Below are 21,179 nucleotides of genomic sequence, written 5' to 3'. Positions count from 1 at the left end.
AGGACAGGGATACCCAACTCATCGGACGGCGACCACCGTGCGGCTCACCCCCCTGCGCCGAGAGGAGTGCATACGATCAATCACGTGACTCTCTTTCTTGTGCGCCGGGACACCGCCCTGAGCGCCGACGAGGCGTGGCGGCGGCTCACGCTGTGGGAGCGGCATGCCGATGTGGTGCCGCTGACGCGGGTCCGGGTCGTCACGCTGCCGCCGCGTGGGGCGGGCACGGTGTTCGTGGCGCGTACCGGGGTGGGGCCGGTGGCGTTCGACGACCGCATGGAGGTCGTCGTATGGCGGCCGCCGCGGGATCGCACGCCCGGGCTGTGCCGGCTCGTCAAACGCGGCGGCCTGGTCGTCGGCTGGGCCGAGATCGAGGTACGGCCGACGGCGGGCGGCGGCTCACAGGTGCTGTGGCGGGAGGAGCTGGGGGTGCGAGGGGTGCCACGCGCCTTCGACGCCCTGCTGGGGCGGGCGGGCCGGTGGATGTTCGGACGAGCGGTGGACGGGCTGCTGTCACAGCCTTGAGAGCTGAGCCCGTCAGCCGCAGGCCGTCAGGCGTCGGCTCCCGGCTCCCGGCTCCCGGCTCCCGGCTCCCGACCGTCGGCCGTCGGTCGGGAGCGGGGGGCGTCGGCCGGGGGCCGAGAGCCCGGATTTGTTTCCCGGAAGCGGGAGTTGGGGCCCGGAGCCGGGTCCCGAGGCCGGGAGCCCGGAACCGGGCCGGGGCCGGGGCCGGGGCCGGAGTCGACGCCGGGAGCCAGAACCCGGAGTCGAGAACCCGGGGCCGGGACCCGGAACTCCGAGCCGGGGCCCGGGAGCCGAGAGCCGGGGCCCAAGAGCCGAGAGCCGGGGGCCGAGATTCCGGAGCCGGAGTCCAGAACTCGGAACCCGAAGTCGAGACCCCGAGCCCGGAACCGGGATCGAGAGCCGGAGCCCGGAACCGAGAGCCCGGAACCGGGGCCGGGATCCGAGTCGACGCCGGGGGCCAGAACCCGAGGTCGAGAAACCGGGGCCGGGACCCGGAACCGGGAGCCGGTGCCCGAGAGCCGGGAGCCGGGAGTCGAGAGCCCGGAGCCCGGAAGCGGGAAGCGGGAAGCGCAGTCGTCAGGTGGCGGGTTCCGTGTTCAGGAGTTTGGTCGCCTCTCCTGCCACCACCTCCAGCATCGTCTCCGGGTCCGTTGCGCGGGCGAGGAGCATGCCTCCCTCGCACAGGGCTCCGAAGACCAGCTGGCAGCGTGCCGTCAGGGCCGCGTCGGGTGTTCCGCCGGCCTCGCGCACCGCGTGTTCCATGGCCTCGCGCAGGACACGCAGCGCGTGCTCGTACTCGATCTCGCGAACCGTCTCCCAGCCGAGGACGGACGGGCCGTCGAGGAGGACGACACGCTGGAAGCCCGGGTCGAGGCAGTGTTCGAGAAACGTGCGGGCACCCGCGTGGAGCGCCGCGCGCGGGTCGGGCGCGGCGGCTCCGGCCCGCAGCAGCGCTTCCGCCAGCAGTTCCTGATGGCGTACGAAGACGGCGTGGAACAGGGCCGTCTTGCCGCCCGGGAAGTGGTGGTACGCGGCCCCCTTGGTGACCCCCGCCATGGCCGCGACGGCGTCGAGAGGCGCGCCCGCGAAACCGTGACTGCCGAACAACTCCGTCGCGGCGTCGACCAGTTGGGACGTGGTCGCGCCTGAGCGTTCGGCCTGGGTCCGTCGGACCATCCGGCTCATCAACTCCCTTGACAGGCATACCGAGGGTACGTAACTTAGCCGATCCGATTACATACCCTCGGTATGGAAGTGAGCCTCGCCATGACGGCACAGGCAGCGCGGACAACGGCACGAAAGGCACCCCTCTTCGCGGTCTACGGCGCCAACGGTCACACCGGAAGGGTCGTCACCGCCGAACTGCTCGCCCGGCACCAGCACGTGATCCTCGCCGGACGCGATGAGCGGGCACTGCACTCGCTCGCCACCGAACTCGGCACCCCCGATCTCGTACGCGTCCGGCACGCACCCCTCGACGACCGCCCCGCCCTGCGCGCGCTCGCCGAGACCGCCGACGTGATCATCCACTGCGCGGGGCCGTTCACCACGACCGGGGAACCGGTCGCCACCGCCGCCGCGGAGACCGGCACACCGTACGTGGACCACGCGATCGAGCCGCACCATGTGAAGTACCTCTTCGACTCCCTCCAGGCCACCGCCCAGCGCACCGGCGCGGTCCTCGTCCCGCAGATGAGCTTCTACGGCGGACTGGGCGACCTGCTGGCCGCGGCTGCCGCGGAGGGGCTGCCCGACGTGGACAAGGTGACCGTCGGTTACGCGGTCACAGGCTGGCGCATGACCCAAGGCGCCGTGAACACCGCCAACCTGCTGATCGGTGAGATCGACCGCATCGGCTTCGTGGACGGGGCACAGCGGGTGGGGCCCGTGGAGATCCGTAACGCGGTCTTCCCGTTCCCGCCGCCCGTCGGACCCCGTACGACGATCGTGCCCTTCCCGTCGGGCGAGGTCGTCACGGTCCCGCGCCACGTTCCGGCCCGGGCCGTGGAGGTCCAGCTGACCGCCTCCACCTTCGAGGAGGAACAGATCTTCACCAGCGTGGACGTGAGTCCGCAGGAGCGCGCGAAGACGGAGTTCACCGTCGCGGTCCAGGTCACCGGGGCCGCCGGCGGTGGCCGCAACGCCCATGTCCGGGGCCGGGACATCTGGCGGGCCGGGGCCGTCGTCTCGGTCGAGGCCGCGTTGCGGCTCGCGGGCGGGGAGGGGCCGGCGAAGACGGGCGTACTGGCCCCCGCGGAGGCTTTCGCGGCGCCCGAACTCCTGCGCACGCTCGCCGAGTCGGGCACGTTCTCCCTCACCCTGCCCGGCTGACGGTCACGGGGCCGGTACCCACCGGGAGGGGTGGGCGGCGGCTCGGGCCCACGCCGTCGGCGCGCGTACCCCGGCCCCTCCCCGCCGCGCGCGTTGCCCGCGAGCCGTCCATGGGGCTCCCATGAGCGCCTATGAGTTCCCATGAGTTCCCATGAATTCCCACGGACTCCCGCGATGCGTCCTGGCGAAAGTCTGTGGAACGAGTCCACTCGGAGTTGCGAGACTGGGGCCCATGAACGACATGGGGCGGTTCCGCCAGGCAGTCGTCCAGTGGGCGGCTGGCGGCGCGGGGGCGGCGGAGGCGGGCGCGAGCGCGCGGGAGGCGGCGGCCGGCACCGGGCTGCGTACGGTCGTGCTCGTCGAGGGAGGCAGCGACCAGGTCGCCGTCGAGGCACTGGCCGCCCGGCACGGCCGGGACCTCGACGAGGAGGGGGTCTCGGTGGTGCCGCTCGGGGGCGCGATGAGCGTCGGGAGATTCGTGGACCTGTGCGGGCCGCAGGGGCTCGACGTCCGGCTCGCCGGACTGTGCGACGCGGCCGAGGAGCGGTTCTTCCGGCGGGCGCTTGAACGGGCCGGGATCGGCTCCGATTTGACGGCCGACGATCTGGAGTCACTCGGGTTCTATATGTGCCACGCGGACCTGGAGGACGAGCTGATCCGTTCCCTGGGCGCCGATGTCATCCAGCAAGTGGTGCAGGAACAGGGCGAGTTGCGTGCTTTCCGCACCTTCCAGAACCAGCCCGCGCAGCGGGGGTGGACCGTGGAGCAGCATCTCCACCGCTTCATGGGCACCCACGCCGGGCGCAAGGCCCAGTACGCGCAGGAACTCGTCGCGAGCCTGGACCTCGACCGGACGCCGCCTCCACTGGAACGGCTCCTCGCCCATCTCTGACGCCGGGCCACATGCCGGACCCGCCGTCGCCGTGGGGATCAGGCCACCGCTCCGATGTGGCGTACCGGCGTCGAGGACACGTCGTGGTGGATCGGCGTGTGCGCCCCGGTGAGCGACACCCCGCTCCCGCCCCGCCGGTTCGCGACGATCTCCGAGGCGATGGAGAGGGCGGTCTCCTCGGGCGTACGGGCGCCGAGGTCGAGGCCGATGGGCGACCGTAGCCGGGCCAACTCCCGCTCGGTCAAGCCCACTTCGCGGAGCCGTTCGTTGCGGTCGAGGTGGGTGCGGCGGGAGCCCATCGCCCCTACGTACGCGACCGGCAGCCGCAGCGCGAGCGCGAGGAGCGGTACGTCGAACTTGGCGTCGTGGGTCAGGACGCACAGGACCGTACGGGCGTCGACCTCCGTGCGCTCCAGGTAGGTGTGCGGCCACTCGACGACGATCTCGTCCGCCTCCGGGAAGCGCGCGGCCGTCGCGAAGACGGGGCGCGCGTCGCAGACCGTCACGCGGTAGCCGAGGAACTTGCCGATGCGGACCAGGGCCGAGGCGAAGTCGATCGCCCCGAAGACGATCATCCGGGGTGGCGGGGCCGAGGACTCGACCAGCACGGTGAGCGGTGCTCCGCAGCGGGAACCCTGCTCGCCGATCTCCAGGGTGCCGGTGCGGCCCGCGTCCAGGAAGGCGCGCGCCTCCTGCGCGACCGTGCGGTCCAGTTCGGGGTGCGCGCCGAAGCCGCCCTCGTACGGGCCGTCCGCGCGTACGAGGAGGGCGCGGCCCTGTAGTTCCGCCGGGCCGGAGACGACGCGAGCGAGCGCCGACGCCTCTTCGCCGGCGGCTGCGGCGAGCGCCGACGCGAACACCTCGCGGAGGGGGGAGGAGGCGTGCACCGGAGTCACCAGGATGTCGATGATCCCGCCGCACGTCAGGCCCACCGCGAAGGCGTCCTCGTCGCTGTACCCGAAGCGTTCGAGGACCGGCTCCCCGTCCTCCAGCGCCTGTTGGCACAGGTCGTAGACCGCGCCCTCCACGCAGCCGCCGGAGACCGAGCCGGTTGCCGTGCCGGCGGCGTCCACTGCCAGGGCGGCGCCGGGGGGTCTCGGTGCGCTGCCGGCGACGGCCACGACTGTGGCCACGGCGAAGTCGCGGCCTTGCTGCACCCATCGGTGCAGCTCTTCGGCAATGTCCAGCATTGTCGGTCTCCTTTTCTCCGGGGTGCGTTGTGGCTGGGTGCGCCGTTCCCCGCGCCCCTTACCCCGCCCGGTGCGGGTCCGTTGTCGCTAGGTGCGCAGTTCCCCGCGCCCCTTAACCGCACCCGGGTGCAGGCCTGTTGTCGCTGGTTGCGCAGTTCCCCGCGCCCCTAGGCAGGACGCAGGTGCGGGTCCGTTGTCGCTAGGTGCGCAGTTCCCCGCGCCCCTTAACCGCACCCGGGTGCAGGCCTGTTGTCGCTGGCTGCGCAGTTCCCCGCGCCCCTAGGCAGGACGCAGGTGCGGGTCTGTTGTCGCTGGGCGCGCCGTTCCCCGCGCCCCTGGGTAAGACGCAGGTGCGGGTCCGTTGTCGCTGGGTGCGCAGTTCCCCGCGCCCCTGACCGCGCCGCCCTTTCCCCACCGGGGCTGGAGGGGAAAGCTGGGGCGCAGCACCGGTTTTAGGGGCGCGGGGAACTGCGCGGCCCGCCGCCACTGGGTTGCGGATTCCTCGCCCGTCCCGCAGCGGAGCGCCTAGTGGATTCCCAGCCAGCTTTCGATCGGGCTCAGTGCGAAGAAGACCAGGAAGATCGCCGTGAGGCCCCACATGAACGCCCCCACCTCCCTGCCCCGCCCCTGGGCGAGTTTGATGGCGACGTAACTGATGACCCCGGCCGCGACTCCCGCCGTGATGGAGTACGTGAACGGCATGATCACGACGGTCAGGAAGACCGGGATCGCCGTCGCGCGGTCGGCCCAGTCCACATGGCGGGCGTTCATCATCATCATGGCGCCGATGACGACGAGTGCCGCCGCGGCCACCTCGCCGGGAACGATCGCCGTCAGCGGGGTGAAGAAGAGGCAGGCCGCGAAGAACAGGCCCGTGACGACGGAGGACAGGCCCGTTCGGGCGCCCTCGCCGACCCCCGTCGCGGACTCCACGAACACCGTCTGACCCGAGGCACCCGCGACCCCGCCGATCGCACCACCGGCGCCGTCGATGAACAGCGCCTTGGACAGCCCCGGCATCCGGCCCTTGTCGTCGGCGAGGCCCGCCTCCGTGCCGACGCCGATGATGGTCGCCATCGCGTCGAAGAACCCGGCGAGGACGAGCGTGAAGACGATCATGCCGACCGTCATCGCGCCGACCTCGCCCCACCCGCCGAACTCGACGTCCCCGAAGATCGAGAAGTCGGGCATCGAGACCGCACTGCCGTGCAGTTCGGGGGCACCGCTCGCCCACTGCTTCGGGTCGATCACGTCGAGCGCGTTGAGGACGACGGCCAGTACGGTGCCGCCGACTATGCCGATCAGGATCGCGCCCGGGACGCCGCGCGCCTGGAGCATGAAGATGGCGAGCAGCGTGACGGCGAACAACAGCACCGGCCAGCCGGCCAGTTCGCCCGTCGCGCCGAGCGAGACCGGCGTCGCCTTGCCCTGGTGGACGAAGCCCGCCTTCACCAGGCCGATGAGCGCGATGAACAGACCGATGCCCATCGTGATCGCGTGCTTCAGCGCCAACGGGATCGCGTTCATGATCATCTCGCGTAGCCCGGTGATCACCAGCAGCATGATCACCACGCCGTACATCACGCACATGCCCATGGCCTGCGGCCACGTCATCTGGGGCGCGACCTGCGAGGAGAGCACGCCCGAGACGGACAGTCCCGCGGCGAGGGCCAGCGGCACCTTGCCGAAGAAGCCCATCAGGAGTGTGGTGAACGCCGCCGCGAACGCGGTCGCGGTGATGAGTGCCTGCTGGCCGAGCGTGTTCCCCGCCGCGTCCTTGCCGGACAGGATCAAGGGGTTGAGGAGGAGGATGTACGCCATCGCCATGAAGGTCGTGACGCCGCCGCGCATCTCACGCGCGACCGTGCTTCCCCGCAGGGAAATGTGGAAGTAGCGGTCGAGCCAGGACCGGCCGGCCGGGACGCGGGTTCCTTCACCCGCGTCGTCGGCGGTGGTCCTGGGCTCCAGTGACTGCTGGGTCATGGTGCCTTCTCCCAAGGTTCATAGGGGCACCCGCGGCTTGCTTTCGGTTTGCGCGGGTTTTGGGAAGGTGCACGACCCGGGGGACGGCCCGAGACGAGACGCGGTGCTGTACTTGCGCGGTTGCCGGGTGCCGGGTGCCGTGGGATACACAGTCGCCCGGCGCCGGGGTGGCCGTTCCTGTGCCCACCCGTTCCTCCCCCAGTGCCTCAAGGGCCTGGGGGGACCCCCAGCGGAACGCCTGCCCACAGGAACGGCGGCAGGCCGACTACGCCGTGCCCGTCAGGTGCTCCGGGCGGACCGGCGTCCTGTTGAGTTCCAGGCCCGTCGCCTCGCGGATCGCCGCGAGGACGGCCGGGGTCGACGACAGGGTCGGGGCCTCTCCGATGCCACGGAGCCCGTACGGCGCGTGGTCGTCGGCGAGTTCGAGCACGTCGACGGGGATGGTCGGCGTGTCGAGGATCGTGGGGATGAGGTAGTCGGTGAAGGAGGGGTTCCTGACCTTCGCCGTGACGGGGTCGACGATGATCTCCTCCATCACTGCGATCCCCAGACCCTGGGTCGTGCCGCCCTGGATCTGGCCGATGACGGACAGCGGGTTGAGCGCCTTGCCGACATCCTGCGCGCAGGCCAGTTCGATGACCTTGACCAGGCCGAGTTCGGTGTCGACCTCGACGACGGCGCGGTGGGCGGCGAACGAGTACTGGACGTGGCCGTTGCCCTGACCCGTGCGCAGGTCGAAGGCCTCGGTCGGCCGGTGCCGCCACTCCTCCTCGACCTCGACGGCCTCGTCCTCGAGTACGTCCACCAGGTCGGCCAGGACCTCGCCCCCGTCGGTGACGACCTTGCCGCCCTCCAGGAGCAGTTCGGCGGTCGCCCAGGCCGGATGGTACGTACCGAGCTTGCGGCGGCCGATCTCCAGGACCTTCTCGCGGACCAGCTCGCACGCGTTCTTCACGGCGCCGCCGGTGACGTACGTCTGGCGGGACGCCGAGGTCGAACCCGCCGAACCCACCTGGGTGTCCGCGGGCTGGATGGTCACCTGGGCGACACCCAGTTCCGTGCGGGCGATCTGCGCGTGGACGGTGACGCCGCCCTGGCCGACCTCCGCCATCGCGGTGTGGACGGTCGCGACGGGTTCGCCGCCGACGACCTCCATACGGACCTTGGCGGTGGAGTAGTCGTCGAAGCCCTCGGAGAAGCCGACGTTCTTGATGCCGACCGCGTACCCGACGCCGCGTACGACGCCTTCGCCGTGGGTGGTGTTGGAGAGGCCGCCGGGGAGCTGGCGGACGTCCGCGGCCTCGCCGGCCGCGAGCCACTGCTGCTCCGGCGGCATGGGCATCGCCTTGACGCGGCGCAGGAGTTCGGCGACCGGGGCGGGCGAGTCGACCGGCTGGCCGGTGGGCATCAGCGTGCCCTGCGACATCGCGTTCAGCTGCCGGAACTCGACCCGGTCCATGCCCACCGCGTCCGCGAGTTTGTCCATCTGCGCCTCGTAGGCGAAGCACGCCTGGACCGCGCCGAAGCCGCGCATGGCGCCGCAGGGCGGGTTGTTGGAGTAGAGGGCGATGGCCTCGATGTCGACGTCTTCGAGGACGTACGGGCCGACGGCCAGGGAGGCCGCGTTGCCGACGACGGCCGGGGAGGCGGAGGCGTACGCGCCGCCGTCCAGGACGATCCGGCACTTCATGTGGGTGAGCTTGCCGTCCTTCGTCGCCCCGTGCTCGTAGTGGAGCTTCGCGGGGTGGCGGTGGACGTGGCCGAAGAAGGACTCGAACCGGTTGTAGACGATCTTGACCGGTTTGCCCGTGCGGAGGGCCAGCAGACAGGCGTGGATCTGCATGGACAGGTCCTCGCGGCCCCCGAACGCGCCGCCGACGCCGGACAGCGTCATCCGCACCTTGCCCTCGGGCAACCCGAGGACCGGGGCGATCTGGCGCAGGTCGGAGTGCAGCCACTGGGTGGCCACGTAGAGATCCACGCCGCCGTCCTCGGCGGGTACGGCGAGGCCCGACTCGGGGCCCAGGAACGCCTGGTCCTGCATCCCGAAGGTGTACTCGCCCTCGACGATGTGATCGGCTCGCTGCCGGGCCGCCTCGACGTCGCCGCGGACGATCGGCTGGCGGTGCACGATGTTCGGGTGCGCGACATGGCCGATGTGGTGGTCGTCGCGGCCCTCGTGGATCAGCGGGGCGTCCGGCGCGGTGGCCGAGGCCTCGTCCGTGACGACGGGCAGCTCCTTGTACTCCACCTTGATCTTGGCGGCGGCGCGGCGGGCGGTCTCGGGGTGGTCGGCGGCCACGATCGCGACAGGCTCACCGTGGTGGCGTACACGGCCGTGGGCGAGTACCGGGGTGTCCTGGATCTCCAGGCCGTAGTTCTTCACGGCGGTGGGCAGGTCGTCGTACGTCAGGACGGCGTAGACGCCGGGCGTCGCGAGGGCCTCACCGGTGTCGATGGAGAGGATCTCGGCGTGCGCGACCGTGGAGCGCAGGATCTGGCCCCACAGCATGTCTTCGTGCCACATGTCGGACGAGTACGCGAACTCGCCGGTGACCTTGAGCGTGCCGTCCGGGCGCAGCGTGGACTCGCCGATGCCGCCCTTGGTCCGCGAACCCTGGGTGACCTTGGTGGGGGTGCCGACGGGGGCGGTGTTGCCGACCGTCGCGCGAGGAGCGTCGGTAGTCATCGTCAGACCGCCTCTCCCTGACGGGCGGCCGCCAGGCGGACCGCGTCCATGATCTTCTCGTAGCCGGTGCAGCGGCAGAGGTTGCCCGAGAGCGCCTCGCGGATGTCCGCGTCGGTCGGGGTCGGGTTGCGCTCCAGCATCTCGTCGGCGGCGACCAGCAGGCCGGGGGTGCAGAAGCCGCACTGGACGGCTCCGGCGTCGATGAACGCCTGCTGGATGGGGGCGAGTTCGGTGCCCTCACCGGTCTGGGAGTCAGCGGGCCGCGCCTCCCACCGCTTGGCCGCGTCCAGCGGCGTACCGCAGGCGGCGCCCGTAGCTCCTGAGATCCCGGAGGCCGCGGAAGCGCAACCCCCGTGTTCCGCACGCTGCTTGGCGAAGTCCGCCAGGCCTTCGACCGTGACGACGTCGCGGCCCTCGACCTGCCCGGCCGCGACCAGACACGAACACACCGGAACGTTGTCGAGGCGGACCGTGCAGGAGCCGCACTCGCCCTGCTCGCAGGCGTTCTTCGAGCCCGGCAGGCCCAGGCGTTCCCGCAGTACGTACAGCAGGGACTCGCCCTCCCACACGTCGTCGGCTTCCTGCGGACGGCCGTTGACCGTGAAATTGACGCGCATTACGCGACTCCCTCCGTGGCGGCGGCGGTGCCGCGGTACGACTCCCAGGTCCAGGTCAGCGTGCGGCGGGCCATGATGCCTACGGCGTGGCGGCGGTAGCTCGCGGTGCCCCGGACGTCGTCGATGGGGTTGCAGGCGCCGGAGCACAGCTCGGCGAACTGCTTGGCCACCGACGGGGTGATGATCTTGCCGTTGTCCCAGAAGCCGCCCTCTTCGAGCGCCGCGTTCAGGAATTCCTCGGCCGCCTTGGCCCGGACGGGCGTGGGCGCCGCCGAACCGATGCCGGTGCGGACCGTGCGGGTGTCGGGGTGCAGGGCCAGGCCGAAGGCGCAGACCGCGATCACCATGGCGTTGCGGGTGCCGACCTTGGAGTACTGCTGCGGGCCGTCCGCCTTCTTGATGTGGACGGCGCGGATCAGCTCGTCGGGGGCGAGCGCGTTGCGCTTCACCCCGGTGTAGAAGGCGTCGATCGGGATCAGCCGTGAGCCCCGTACGGACTCGGCCTCGACCTCGGCGCCCGCCGCGAGGAGGGCGGGGTGGGCGTCACCGGCCGGGGAGGCGGTGCCGAGGTTGCCGCCGACCCCGCCGCGGTTGCGGATCTGCGGGGAGGCGACCGTGTGGGAGGCCAGGGCCAGGCCGGGCAGCTCGCCGCGCAGGTTGTCCATGATCGCTGAGTACGGGACCGAGGCGCCCAGGCGGACCGACTCCTCGCCGACCTCCCAGTCGCCCAGCTCACCGATGCGGTTCAGGTCCAGCAGGTACTCGGGCCGGCGGTGGTCGAAGTTGATCTCGACCATCACGTCGGTGCCACCCGCAATCGGCACAGCTGTGGGGTGCGCTGCCTTCGCGGCGAGCGCCTCCTCCCAGCTGGCGGGGCGAAGGAAGTCCATGACCGGCTCTCTTCTTCGTCTCGTGGATGGTGCTGATCAAGCCAGATCGTGTGCGGCGGCCCAGGCTCGTTCATGAGTTGTTCACGTGGATGGGAGCCAGTACACAGCGCGTTCCACCAACGGGGTCAGTCACCGAAACCATGAAGGAGTTGGCTGGCCAGGGCGCGCATCTTGTAGATTCGTATGAACGGAGGTCATCAGTAACCTCTTGGCTTTCCCTCGGAAACGTCAGACGCAGTCCGCTGCGCGTCGGCCACCGGCCGGAACGAGTCCTCCTCTCTCCCCTTCATCGGTTCGACCCCCTCCATCGGTTCTCCATCCATCGTAATTTTCGAGACAGAACGGCGGCGACGAGATGCGGCTGCGCGCACTGCTGGACACGGACGCGCTGGGCCTGCGGCTGCTCGGCGGCCAGGACGAGCTGGACCGCACGGTGCGTGGCGTGATGACCACGGACCTGCGGGACCCCAGCCGCTATCTGTCGGGCGGCGAGCTGGTGCTCACGGGCCTCGTCTGGCGCCGGGGCGCCGCCGACTCCGAACCCTTCGTGCGGCTCCTCGCAGGCGCCGGGGTCGCGGCGCTCGCGGTGGGCGAGGCCGAGCTGGGCGCGATCCCCGACGATCTGGTGGCGGCCTGCGCCCAGCACCGGCTGCCGCTGTTCGCCGTCAACGAGTCGGTGGCCTTCGCGACGATCACCGAGTACGTCGTACGGCAGGTGTCGGGCGAGCGTGCCGGTGACCTGGCGGCCGTGGTGGACCGGCACCGCCGGATGATGACCTCCGGCCCGGCGGGCGGCGGCCCGGACGTGGTCCTGGACCTGCTCGGTTCCGACCTGGACCTGCGGGCCTGGGTGCTGTCCCCCGCCGGGCGCCTCATCGCGGGCTCGCGGCTCGCGGAGAGCGAGCTGCCCGCGCGCGTGTGCGCCGCGCTGGCCGGCGAGCACCTGGCGGCGGTCCGCACGGGCCGGCGCGGCCCGCACCGGGTGACGGTGGGCCCGGCCACGTACTCGCTCTTCCCGGTGCGCGGCGGCGGACGCGGTACGGCGGGGGCGCGCGACGTACGCGAGACCGTGCTGTCGGAGTGGCTGCTCGCGGTGGAGGCGGACGCCGGGGACTGGCCGGAGGAGCGGCTCGACCTGCTGGAGGGCGTGACGCAGCTGATCGCCGTGGAGCGGGAGCGACGGGACGCGGCGCGCACCGTGCGGCGCAGACTCGCGCAGGAGGTACTGGAGCTGGTGCAGACCGGTGCCGCGCCCGCCGAGATCGCGGCGCGGCTGCGGGTCGCGGCGCCCGTGCTGCTGCCGGGGCTGGGCGCGGCCCCGCACTGGCAGGTCGTGGTCGCCCGCGTCGAATGGGACGAGGCCAAGGGCGGACCGGCCGGACTGCCCGCCGAGTCCGGCGGCGGTGCGAGACGGGCCGAGGGGGCCGCGGGCGGCCTGGCGGGCGGTCCGGTGGCACAGGCTTTGCTGGAGGAGATCCTGGTCGACCCGCTGTCGTCGGGTCCGGAGCCGTCGGACCGGATCGCGGTCGCCCACACGGGTGACGAGGCCGTCGCGCTCGTCCCGCTGCCGGCCGTCTCCTCGGAGCACGACGGCTCCGAGACGGGCCTGCTCGCCGACACGATCCTGGAGGCCGTACGCGAACCGCTGTCGGCCGGGCTCGACGGCGACGGGCGGCTCACGCTGGGCGTCAGCGCGGCCGTGCACTCGGCGGAGGGCCTGCGCGGCGCCCTGGAGGAGGCACGGCACGCGCGGCGGGTGGCCGCCGCGAGGCCCGGGCGGGTGTGCGCGGCGGGCCACCAGGAGCTGGCGTCCCATGTCCTGCTGCTGCCCTTCGTGCCGGACGACGTGCGCCGCGCCTTCACGGCCCGGCTGCTGGATCCGCTCCGCGAGTACGACCGCCGGCACCGCGCCGAGCTGATCCCGACGCTGGAGGCGTTCCTCGACTGCGACGGGTCCTGGACGCGCTGCGCGGCCCGGCTGCATCTGCACGTCAACACGCTGCGCTATCGGGTCGGACGTATCGAGCAGTTGACGGGCCGAGATCTTTCCCGGCTGGAGGACAAGCTGGACTTCTTCCTCGCGTTGCGGATGAGCTGAGGTCACAGCGCCGCGGGCGGTGGGGCTCCCGTCGCCCGGGGGCGAGCGGGAGTCCGGGACGGGCGCCAAGTCTCTTCTCTGTCCCACGACTTTGTGAAATCCTTCACCTACCCCCTTGGCCGGGCGCGCTGATTCGTGCTGAGATGCCGCCACCACTCAACAGCTCAATGGCGTGCTCGGGGAGGGCAACGTGGCGCATCCCGCCATGTCTGGTTACGGAACGACTGCAGGGGACGATCCACTCCAGACCGCGGTATGGCGGCTGCGCTCGCGCGCCTGCTGGGCCGACGCGGCCGCTCTCCTGGAACCACACACGGCATCGGCCGCTCTCCAGAGAGCCGCACTCCTCGTCGAACGCTGTCTCTACACCGAGCAGGGGTGGGCGGAGGCGGAGGACGCGCTGCGTACGGCGGAGGCGCTGGCCCAGAGCGACGACGAGCGGGGCGCGGCGGCGTGCGAGCGCGGGCAGCTCGCGTACGCGTCCACGCTGCTCGCGGTGCGCGACCGCGCCGACGAGGCACGGGCCGCGCTCGGCCGGGCGGCGGCGCTGATCGCGCCGGGCGCCAGGGGGCGGGCGCTGCTGGACTTCCGGCGCGGCCTGCTCGCGGAGAACCTGGCGCATTCGCCGCAGTCCGCGCGCGCCGCCTACCGCCGGGCCCACGCGGGCGCCACCGCGCACGACGACCCGCTGCTCCTGTCCTTCACCTGGCGCCACCTCGCCGGACTCGCGCTGCGGGAGGGCGAGTTGGCGGAGGCGCGGCACGGCTTCGCCGAATCCCTGCGTATCCGCGAGGAGTTGGGCTACCTCGTCGGTACGGCCCCGGCGCTGGCGTCCCTCGCCGACGCGGAGACCGAACCGGAGGCGACCCGGCTCCGGGCCGAGGCGGGCCGCCTGTTCCGCCTCCTAGGGGGCGTACCCACCTGGCTGGCGGACCAGCTGACGCCTCCGGCGGCCACGGCCTGACGTTCACGTTCAAGGGCGGGGGCCCGGGAATCTGGCCGCACCAGTGCCGTTGTCTTTGCTTTCAGGGGCGCGGGGGTCTCTGCTTTCAGAGGCGCGGGTGCCCTTGCTTTCAAGGGCACGGGTGCCCTTGCTTTCAGGGGCGCGGGGAACTGCGCGACCGGCCCCACCGGGCCCGCGGGCAGACACCGGGCCGCGCCGGACAACCCCCCGGTCGGCCGGTGCGCATCCGCTACGCGCCCGCGAAGTGATCCCGTATCACGGCCTGCGCCGCGGCCACATCCTGCGCGGTCAACGCGTCCAGCAGCGCCGTGTGCTGAGCCGCGTCACCCAGCAGATCGGCGCGCGGACGCCGGGTCGGGGCCCCGGCCAGCGGCCACTGCGCCCGCCGATGGAGATCGTCCGCGAGCTGCACCAGCTGACGGTTCCCCGACAGCGCGAGGACCGCGGCGTGGAAGACACGGTCGGACTCGGCGTACCGCGCGAGATCGCCGGTGCCCGCCGCGATCACGGTCGCGTCGGCCAGCGGACGCAGCTCCGCCCAGCAGGGGCCCGCCACCGTACGGGTCAGCCGCAGCATCACCGGCATCTCGACGAGTGCCCGTATCTCGGCCAGCTCGGCCAGTTCACGCGCCCCGCGCCGGATGACGCGGAAACCGCGGTTCGGTACGACCTCGACGGCGCCCTCGTTCGCGAGCTGCTGCATGGCCTCGCGCACGGGGGTCGCCGAGACGCCGAAACGTTCGCCGAGCGCGGGCGCGGAGTAGACCTCGCCGGGGGCGAGGTCACCGGCGACGAGCGCGGACCGGAGCGCGTCGAGGACCTGACCGCGGACGGAGACCCTCTGGATCACGGGCCGAGGAGCCGCGACGGCGAAGGCGGGCCCGGAGACAGGGACGGGGACGGCGGCGGGCGCAACCGAGGGCGTACGGGCTCCGGGCACCCGACGCCCCGACGGCGTACCGCGGCCGTCGGCAGCGCCTGAGCCGCCGCCCGGGGCCTCCGGGCCCTCCGGATCCGCAGCACGGGAGGACGCAGCCGCCGCACGGGACGCTCCCGAGGAGCCCTCGCCTTGCGCGCCGCCGCCCGTGCCGCCCGTGCCCCGGGGATCCCGGGCGCCCTCGCGCGTCACCCGCGGCTGGGGAATCGGCGTCTCGCTGTGGGTGTGCTCGCCACGGGCGGCGGACGCGCCGGCCCCCACGGGAGCCACCGGGGTCGCGGGAGAGGCGCCGCCGCGGCTCTCCGAGCGCGCTTGGGCCGGAACCCGGGGGGCTGAGCCCTCGGGACGCTTCCCCCCGGGACCGCCTTCCAGGAGGCGGCTTTCCGCGGGACGCGTCTCCCCAGGGCGACCTTCTAAGGGACGCCTTTCGGCGAGACGCGTCCCCCCGGGACGACCCTCCAGGGAGCGGCTTTCCGTAGGACGCGCCTCCCCGGGACCGCCCCCCAGGGGACGCCCTTCCGCAGAACGCGCCTCTCCAGGGCGACCCTCCACGGGACGCCCTTCGGCGGGACGCGCCTCCCCGAAACGACCCTCCACGGGCCGGCCTTCCGTGGGACGCGTCTCCCCGGGACCGCCCTCCGTGGGACGCCCTTCCGCAGAACGCGCCTCCCCGGGGCCGCCCTCCAGTGGACGGCCTCCCGCTGGACGCGCCTCCCCTTGGCGGCTCTCCAGGGGACGCCCTTCCGTAGGACGCGTCCGCAACGAGCCGCCCTCCCCGAGGCCGCCCTCCTGAGGACGCGCCTCCAGAGGACGCGCCTCCAGAGGACGCGCCTCCTGGAGCCGAGCGTCCTGGAGCCGGGCTTCCCGGGGCCGAACCTCCGAGGAGGCCCCGGCAGAGCCGTGCGCCTCGTGCGGACCGGGTTTTTCCACGGGAGCCTCCTCCGGGGTGGCGCTGGCGCTGGTGGTGGGTGTGCGGCGGGGAATGTCGGGTGGGTCCGTCGTGACCCCGACAGAACAGGGTAAACCTCGACCCTATCGGGTAAGGTAAGCCTTACCTGTCGAAGATCGAGAAACGGGGTCCGTGCATGTCCGCTCCCGCCCCGGCCGTGACCGTGCCCGCGCCCGCCGTCGCCGCGCGCCCGGCCCACTCAGCCCTCACCGAGGCGTACACGCGGATGACCGAGGTGTTCCCGGCCCTGGGCGTGACGGAGCTCGCCCCGGGTGAACCCGCCCCGACCGGTGACGGACGGATCTCCGTCGCGAGGCTCGCGGAGGCGGGGCCGGAGTTCGACTCCTTCCTCGCATGGGACGACGAGCAGGTGCTGGCCGACCACGGACGGCGGGCCCGCCCGGACGTCATCGCCAGCTTCGGTCTGCACCGGTACGCCTGGCCGGCCTGTCTGCTGATCACGGTTCCGTGGTTCGTGCTGCGCCGCGTCCCCCGTTTCCCCGTACAGGACGTCACCTTCCAGCGCATGCCCGGCCGTATCGCGGTGCGCGTGGGCGAGTTCGCCTGCCTGCCGGACGACCCGGCGGCAACACTCCCCGGCGCCCGCGTGGTTCCGGACGAGGAGGCCCTGCGCGCCGAGGTGCGGGCCTCCGTCGCCGAGCACCTGGAGCCGGTCCTGAGCGGATTCGGTCCGCGCATGCGGCGCCGGGGCCGCGCCCTGTGGGCCATGGCGACCGACGAGGTCGTCGAGAGCCTTCATTACGTGGCCGGTCTGCTCGGCGAGCAGGAGCGCGCGACACGGGAGTTGGAGCGACTGTTCCCCGGAACCGGAACCGGGACCGGAGGCGGAGGCGCAGTTGGAGCTGGACCCGCACCCGCACCCGTATCCACCAAGCCGTACGTCGGCACGGCCGGCTTCCGCGAGGTGACCGGTCCGAACGGCGAGTGCCTGCCCACCCGGGACCGGGCCAGCTGCTGCTTCTACTACACCCTCGACGCCGAGGACACCTGCGCCAACTGCCCCCGCAACACCGAGGCCGTACGCATCGCGAAGCTGACGGCCCAGGCTGCCGAAGCGGCAGAGGCAGCCGCGGGCTGAGCCCCGGGCAGGGTCCACCTTCCGCGTCCAGTAAGATCAACTCGGCCTCGGCCCGGGTTTTTTGCCATGGACGCGGATACTGAGGTCACGGCTGGTTCACAATATCCTCACTTGGCGCAGGAACTTTCCGTGGAACCACCCGTACGGGTAATCTAACTCGAACTCAACTCCCGCTCCTCAAGCGGCAGTTCGAGGAGAATGCCGCCCACGCGCATCCCCTTGCACTCTCTTGGCGGCCTCTTGCCCCGAAACCCCCTGAGGACCCGCGGGATTGGGCCACTATGACGGGCGTTACGCCCTATCCCAATGCAAGGGACCCCAGATGAGACTGACCGACATATCGCTGAACTGGCTGCTACCCGGCGCCGTGCTGCTCCTGGGCCTGCTGGCGGCGGTTGCGGTGCTCGCGCGTGGCAAGCGCGCCGGGGAGAAGACCCACGCCGAAGACTCGTGGGAGCGCACGGAAGAACGCCGCAGGCGCAAGGAGGCCGTCTACGGCACCGCCTCCTACGTCCTGCTGTTCTGCTGCGCCGCGGTCGCCGCCGCACTCTCCTTCCACGGCCTGGTCGGCTTCGGCGAGCAGAATCTGAACCTCTCCGGCGGCTGGCAGTACCTGGTGCCGTTCGGCCTGGACGGCGCGGCCATGTTCTGCTCCGTACTCGCGGTGCGCGAGGCCAGCCACGGTGACGCGGCGCTCGGCTCCCGGATACTCGTGTGGACGTTCGCGGCCGCCGCTGCCTGGTTCAACTGGGTGCACGCCCCCAGGGGCCTCGGCCACGCGGGCGCCCCGCACTTCTTCGCCGGCATGTCCCTGTCGGCCGCAGTGCTGTTCGACCGCGCGCTGAAGCAGACCCGCCGCGCCGCTCTGCGCGAGCAGGGCCTGGTGCCCCGGCCGCTGCCCCAGATCCGGATCGTACGGTGGCTGCGCGCCCCTCGTGAGACGTACGGCGCCTGGTCGCTGATGCTGCTGGAGAACGTACGCAGCCTGGACGAGGCGGTCGAGGAAGTACGCGAGGACAAGCGCGAGAAGGAGCAGAACCGCCTGCGCCGGCGCGACCAGGAGAAGCTGGACCGTGCCCGCATCAAGGCGATCACCCGCGGCCACCGCGGAGCGCTCGGCCGCGGCGGCCGTCAGGCGGAACTCCAGGCGGCCCAACCGGCCCCCCAGGTCGCCGCGGAGCCTGCCATATCAACGCCGGAACTACCTTCACGCGCCCGACCCTCGTTGCAGCCGGTCCGCCGAAGCGGGGACTCGGGGACAGTCGATCTCACCGCGGAGGACGACACAATGGCCCTCCCTCGACTCGACTCCCTTGAGCGCAAGCTGAAGGACCTGGAGCAGCAGTTCGGCTGAGCGGGACCCGGGGCTCTCAACGGCTCCGACTCTGGATGGGGGCGCGGCAGTTCATGCCGCGCCCCCATCCAGTTCGAACCACACCGCCTTCCCCACCCCGTGCATCCGTACGCCCCACGCGTCGGCGAGCGACTGCACCAGGAGCAGTCCCCTGCCGTGCGTGCCCTCGTCGGCGTTCGGTATCCGCAGCCTCGGCCTGCGCCCCTCGAAGTCCCGTACCTCCACCCGCAGTCCGCGCGGGCCGACGGTCGCCGTCAGCAGCGCCTCCTGGTCCGTGTGGACGAGTGCGTTGGTCACGATCTCACTGGTGAGCAGTTCCGCCGTCTCTGACCTGCCGGACCTCCCCCAGTGGGCGAGCAGTTCCCGCAGCGCCCTGCGGACCTCGGGCACGGCCCGGAGATCGCAGCGCCGGAGCCTGCGCCTGAGGTGCGACATTCCTTGCTGATCAAACGCGATCTCCGCCGTGTTCGCCGTGTCCTCCACGGTCGTGGCCGAATTCACCGTCTCCGCCGAGAAGGCCCCGGATAAAACGGGACCGCCTCCTCGCGCATACCTCTTCATGACCCCCGCCGCTCTCGGTACCCCTCCTGCTCGAACACGTTCACGGAATGCATGCCCCGCCAGGAAACCCGGCAGTCCTGTCGATTCTTCAACCGATGCCTGTACGTGGGCCGTTGACCTCCGTACGACGGGGACCGTCCAGTGACGGGTCACGTCCGCGAAGCCTTCGGGATGGCCCCGCAGACGACGAGGAGCGGTGGGCGGGGCGAGCGCGGCGGACATCGGCGGACGTCGGCGGGCGCGGGCCGCGCGGCGGATCGCGTACGTTCCCGCCGAGGCGGCCGGAGAACGCACTGGTGACATGGGGGGTTCCGGTCGACCGGCGGACGGTCCGCGGCGGGCGGACCGCCCGACCTCGTACCGCGGCCTGACCGACGGCCTCCCCCGGCGGTCGCGGTCCGGGCCGGGCGGGCGGCCCCCGCGCGAGAGGCGGTGCCGTCCAGCCGCCGCGCGGGGCAGGGGTGTACCGGACGGGCGCACACCACTTCGAGGCGATGGAGCCGGCTGGCGGAACGGTCGTCGGCGCTCGGTCCATCTGCCGACAGCCACCTGCCTCACCAGCCGTACGCGAGTCGGCCGGGGACCGGCGGAAGGGTTGACTCCGCCGGTCCCCTCGCTCACTTGACGCCGGTTCCCTCGGCCCCGATGTGGATGATCTCGTGGTCGCGGTTCATGTCGACGACGAGCTTGACCGTGGACCTGTCCCCCCACGTCAGTGTCACGAGCGCTTCCGAGTGGTCCGCCGCGCCGTTGTCGGTGACCGTCCACTTCGCCGGCACGTTCTGGGCCCGCAGGACGCCGTCCGCGTGGTTCTTGTCCTCCCAGGCCTCCACTTCCTTGAGGTAGTCGGCGTCCACGTAGTACTTCCGCAGCTCGGTGACGAGGTTCCCGCCCTCGCCCGGGCCGCTCTGCGCGTCGATGTACGCCCCGTAGAAGTCGGCGATACGGGTCACCGAGTTCGACGGCTGCCCGACGACCGAGCGGAACGCGGCGGTCCGCGCCGTCGCGTCGGCCGAGGTGGCCTCGGCCGACGCGGTGATCCCGAGCGGCAGGGCGGTCGCGGCGACGAGGCCGGCGACCAGAGCGGCCCGGCGCCCCCGCCTGCGTCCGGTGGTGCTGGTGGCGGTGCCGGTGGCGCTGCTGTTGTTGCTCATCGGTCTGTGTACTCCCCGTTCTGATGCTGCTGCTGGGTTCGGGTCCTGTCCGGCGCGATGGTCGGTCGCACCGGTGGGGGCCGCCCTCTCGACCCCCGTCGCGCGAGGGCGGCCCCTGCTCGGGTGGCGGTCAGTAGAGCTTGTTGACCGCGGTGGTCGTCGTCTTCTTGAAGGCCTTCACGGGCGCGTCGGAGAAGTCGCCCATCTGCCCCCACTTCACGACCGTGACGGCCCGGCCGTCCCTGCCGACCGCGTAGAGGTTGATGTCGGTGGCGCCCCAGGAGCTGCTGGTGTGCACCCCGTAGACGTGGGCACCCTCCTCGACCGGCAGCTTGCCGTAGTCCTTCAGGGTGGCCTCGACCTCCGGGTCGGTCTGCTCGGCCTTGGCCGCGCAGGCCTTGATCTCCTTGTTCAGCCGCTCGGCGAGGGCATCGGCCTTCGCGGTGCTGCCGACGACGACGGTCAGCTGCTGGGCGTTGGTCTCCAGGTCGGTCCGGAAGTCCCGGTACGAGGAGTCGTAGCCCGGCAGCGCGTCCTCCAGGCAGAACACCAGCTCGTCGGGGACACCGGGCGTGACCTTGCCCGCCGTCCAGGCGGACGAGGGGTGCGGCGGCAGCTGGGAGGCCGCCAGGAATTTCGGTGCGGTGCTCGACGTCACCGAGACGGGTGCCGAGGTGTTCACGACGGCACCGGCCGGGCCGGCGAGTACCGTACCGGCGGCGAGAGCCGCCGCGGCGAGCGCGGTGAACGCCACGCCTCGGGTGCGCTTGGTCATTGCATGTCCCCCTGGGTCCGAGTGCCCGCACGTTCTGTGTGCGGGGCCGATCTGTGTGCGCAGTCGTTCGGTGTGCACGGTCGTTCCGCGTGCACGGCGAAGCGCCTGTACAAGTGGTGGGTGTTGCCGCGAAGGCCCGTCCTGGGCTGCCGCCGGCTGGTCGGTCCGGCG

At 72.1% G+C, this 21,179-nt stretch carries 17 protein-coding genes; 7 read left to right on the top strand and 10 right to left on the bottom strand.

The features are described from left to right. Window positions 1-84 precede the first annotated feature (84 nt). On the top strand, window positions 85-525 hold the full coding sequence (locus IE278_RS09885) for an SRPBCC family protein (protein ID WP_189770824.1): 441 nt from the start codon (window positions 85-87) through the stop codon (window positions 523-525). A 576-nt stretch (window positions 526-1,101) separates the two neighbouring features. Here IE278_RS09885 and IE278_RS09880 read toward each other — a convergent pair. Continuing rightward, window positions 1,102-1,701: a TetR/AcrR family transcriptional regulator gene (locus IE278_RS09880; protein WP_189770822.1), complete on the bottom strand. Its 600-nt coding sequence runs from the start codon at window positions 1,699-1,701 to the stop codon at window positions 1,102-1,104. Window positions 1,702-1,791: 90 nt separating this feature from the next. On the opposite strand from IE278_RS09880, the gene IE278_RS09875 reads away from it, so the two are divergent. Both IE278_RS09875 and IE278_RS09870 read left to right on the top strand, forming a co-directional pair. After that, entirely contained in the window at window positions 1,792-2,856 is a 1,065-nt protein-coding gene (locus tag IE278_RS09875; protein WP_189770820.1) for a saccharopine dehydrogenase NADP-binding domain-containing protein, read from the top strand. 232 nt (window positions 2,857-3,088) lie between these two features. Beyond that, complete coding sequence (locus tag IE278_RS09870) at window positions 3,089-3,748, top strand: ATP-dependent endonuclease (protein WP_189770818.1); 660 nt, start codon at window positions 3,089-3,091, stop codon at window positions 3,746-3,748. 38 nt (window positions 3,749-3,786) lie between these two features. Here the strand turns inward: IE278_RS09870 and IE278_RS09865 are convergent, their stop codons facing one another. From IE278_RS09865 to IE278_RS09845, 5 genes are all read right to left on the bottom strand, one after another. Further along, entirely contained in the window at window positions 3,787-4,938 is a 1,152-nt protein-coding gene (locus tag IE278_RS09865; RefSeq protein ID WP_189770816.1) for an XdhC family protein, read from the bottom strand. 525 nt (window positions 4,939-5,463) lie between these two features. Further along, complete coding sequence (locus IE278_RS09860) at window positions 5,464-6,921, bottom strand: NCS2 family permease (protein WP_189770814.1); 1,458 nt, start codon at window positions 6,919-6,921, stop codon at window positions 5,464-5,466. A gap of 265 nt (window positions 6,922-7,186) precedes the next feature. After that, the gene (locus IE278_RS09855; protein WP_189770812.1) at window positions 7,187-9,610 is read right to left on the bottom strand and encodes a xanthine dehydrogenase family protein molybdopterin-binding subunit; all 2,424 of its coding nucleotides are present in this window, start codon (window positions 9,608-9,610) and stop codon (window positions 7,187-7,189) included. Between the two features lie 2 nt (window positions 9,611-9,612). Further along, window positions 9,613-10,227 carry a (2Fe-2S)-binding protein gene (locus IE278_RS09850; protein WP_189770809.1) on the bottom strand — a complete coding sequence of 205 codons (615 nt, stop codon included), beginning with the start codon at window positions 10,225-10,227 and terminating at the stop codon, window positions 9,613-9,615. Continuing rightward, the gene (locus tag IE278_RS09845; protein ID WP_189770807.1) at window positions 10,227-11,117 is read right to left on the bottom strand and encodes an FAD binding domain-containing protein; all 891 of its coding nucleotides are present in this window, start codon (window positions 11,115-11,117) and stop codon (window positions 10,227-10,229) included. The genes IE278_RS09850 and IE278_RS09845 overlap by 1 nt, the downstream gene beginning before the upstream one ends. A gap of 355 nt (window positions 11,118-11,472) precedes the next feature. On the opposite strand from IE278_RS09845, the gene IE278_RS09840 reads away from it, so the two are divergent. Next, entirely contained in the window at window positions 11,473-13,215 is a 1,743-nt protein-coding gene (locus IE278_RS09840) for a PucR family transcriptional regulator (protein ID WP_189770805.1), read from the top strand. Between the two features lie 190 nt (window positions 13,216-13,405). After that, a complete protein-coding gene (locus IE278_RS09835; protein WP_189770803.1) occupies window positions 13,406-14,179 on the top strand; it encodes a hypothetical protein in 774 nt (257 codons plus the stop codon). Window positions 14,180-14,408: 229 nt separating this feature from the next. Here IE278_RS09835 and IE278_RS09830 read toward each other — a convergent pair whose 3' ends face one another. Then, complete coding sequence (locus tag IE278_RS09830) at window positions 14,409-15,308, bottom strand: GntR family transcriptional regulator (protein ID WP_189771006.1); 900 nt, start codon at window positions 15,306-15,308, stop codon at window positions 14,409-14,411. 893 nt (window positions 15,309-16,201) lie between these two features. On the opposite strand from IE278_RS09830, the gene IE278_RS09825 reads away from it, so the two are divergent. Further along, window positions 16,202-17,164, top strand: a complete 963-nt coding sequence (locus tag IE278_RS09825) for a (2Fe-2S)-binding protein (RefSeq protein ID WP_189770801.1) — start codon at window positions 16,202-16,204, stop codon at window positions 17,162-17,164. 322 nt (window positions 17,165-17,486) lie between these two features. Next, the gene (locus IE278_RS09820; protein WP_189770799.1) at window positions 17,487-18,518 is read left to right on the top strand and encodes a DUF2637 domain-containing protein; all 1,032 of its coding nucleotides are present in this window, start codon (window positions 17,487-17,489) and stop codon (window positions 18,516-18,518) included. Between the two features lie 51 nt (window positions 18,519-18,569). Here IE278_RS09820 and IE278_RS09815 read toward each other — a convergent pair whose 3' ends face one another. The 3 genes from IE278_RS09815 to IE278_RS09805 all read right to left on the bottom strand — a co-directional run bounded on the left by IE278_RS09815 (window position 18,570) and on the right by IE278_RS09805 (window position 21,008). Then, window positions 18,570-18,953 (bottom strand): ATP-binding protein, encoded by a 384-nt coding sequence (locus tag IE278_RS09815; RefSeq protein ID WP_246570233.1) that lies wholly within the window; start codon window positions 18,951-18,953, stop codon window positions 18,570-18,572. 743 nt (window positions 18,954-19,696) lie between these two features. After that, window positions 19,697-20,233 (bottom strand): hypothetical protein, encoded by a 537-nt coding sequence (locus IE278_RS09810; protein WP_189770795.1) that lies wholly within the window; start codon window positions 20,231-20,233, stop codon window positions 19,697-19,699. A 130-nt stretch (window positions 20,234-20,363) separates the two neighbouring features. Continuing rightward, window positions 20,364-21,008 (bottom strand): hypothetical protein, encoded by a 645-nt coding sequence (locus tag IE278_RS09805; RefSeq protein ID WP_189770793.1) that lies wholly within the window; start codon window positions 21,006-21,008, stop codon window positions 20,364-20,366. Window positions 21,009-21,179 lie beyond the last annotated feature (171 nt).

Origin of the sequence: Streptomyces tauricus (assembly GCF_014650955.1) — a bacterium.
Classification (GTDB): domain Bacteria; phylum Actinomycetota; class Actinomycetes; order Streptomycetales; family Streptomycetaceae; genus Streptomyces; species Streptomyces tauricus.
Note: the sequence above shows the minus strand (reverse complement) of the source record. Positions and strands in the feature narration are given on the sequence as shown.

What these genes read in the sequence shown, in the direction of transcription:
- IE278_RS09875 (WP_189770820.1), top strand. Translation starts at nt 1,792, where the DNA reads ATGACGGCACAGGCAGCGCGGACAACGGCACGAAAGGCACCCCTCTTC.
- IE278_RS09870 (WP_189770818.1), top strand. Translation starts at nt 3,089, where the DNA reads ATGAACGACATGGGGCGGTTCCGCCAGGCAGTCGTCCAGTGGGCGGCT.
- IE278_RS09840 (WP_189770805.1), top strand. Translation starts at nt 11,473, where the DNA reads ATGCGGCTGCGCGCACTGCTGGACACGGACGCGCTGGGCCTGCGGCTG.
- IE278_RS09880 (WP_189770822.1), bottom strand. Translation starts at nt 1,701, where the DNA reads ATGGTCCGACGGACCCAGGCCGAACGCTCAGGCGCGACCACGTCCCAA.
- IE278_RS09850 (WP_189770809.1), bottom strand. Translation starts at nt 10,227, where the DNA reads ATGCGCGTCAATTTCACGGTCAACGGCCGTCCGCAGGAAGCCGACGAC.
- IE278_RS09865 (WP_189770816.1), bottom strand. Translation starts at nt 4,938, where the DNA reads ATGCTGGACATTGCCGAAGAGCTGCACCGATGGGTGCAGCAAGGCCGC.
- IE278_RS09845 (WP_189770807.1), bottom strand. Translation starts at nt 11,117, where the DNA reads ATGGACTTCCTTCGCCCCGCCAGCTGGGAGGAGGCGCTCGCCGCGAAG.
- IE278_RS09820 (WP_189770799.1), top strand. Translation starts at nt 17,487, where the DNA reads ATGAGACTGACCGACATATCGCTGAACTGGCTGCTACCCGGCGCCGTG.
- IE278_RS09815 (WP_246570233.1), bottom strand. Translation starts at nt 18,953, where the DNA reads ATGTCGCACCTCAGGCGCAGGCTCCGGCGCTGCGATCTCCGGGCCGTG.
- IE278_RS09825 (WP_189770801.1), top strand. Translation starts at nt 16,202, where the DNA reads ATGTCCGCTCCCGCCCCGGCCGTGACCGTGCCCGCGCCCGCCGTCGCC.
- IE278_RS09860 (WP_189770814.1), bottom strand. Translation starts at nt 6,921, where the DNA reads ATGACCCAGCAGTCACTGGAGCCCAGGACCACCGCCGACGACGCGGGT.
- IE278_RS09810 (WP_189770795.1), bottom strand. Translation starts at nt 20,233, where the DNA reads ATGAGCAACAACAGCAGCGCCACCGGCACCGCCACCAGCACCACCGGA.
- IE278_RS09855 (WP_189770812.1), bottom strand. Translation starts at nt 9,610, where the DNA reads ATGACTACCGACGCTCCTCGCGCGACGGTCGGCAACACCGCCCCCGTC.
- IE278_RS09805 (WP_189770793.1), bottom strand. Translation starts at nt 21,008, where the DNA reads ATGACCAAGCGCACCCGAGGCGTGGCGTTCACCGCGCTCGCCGCGGCG.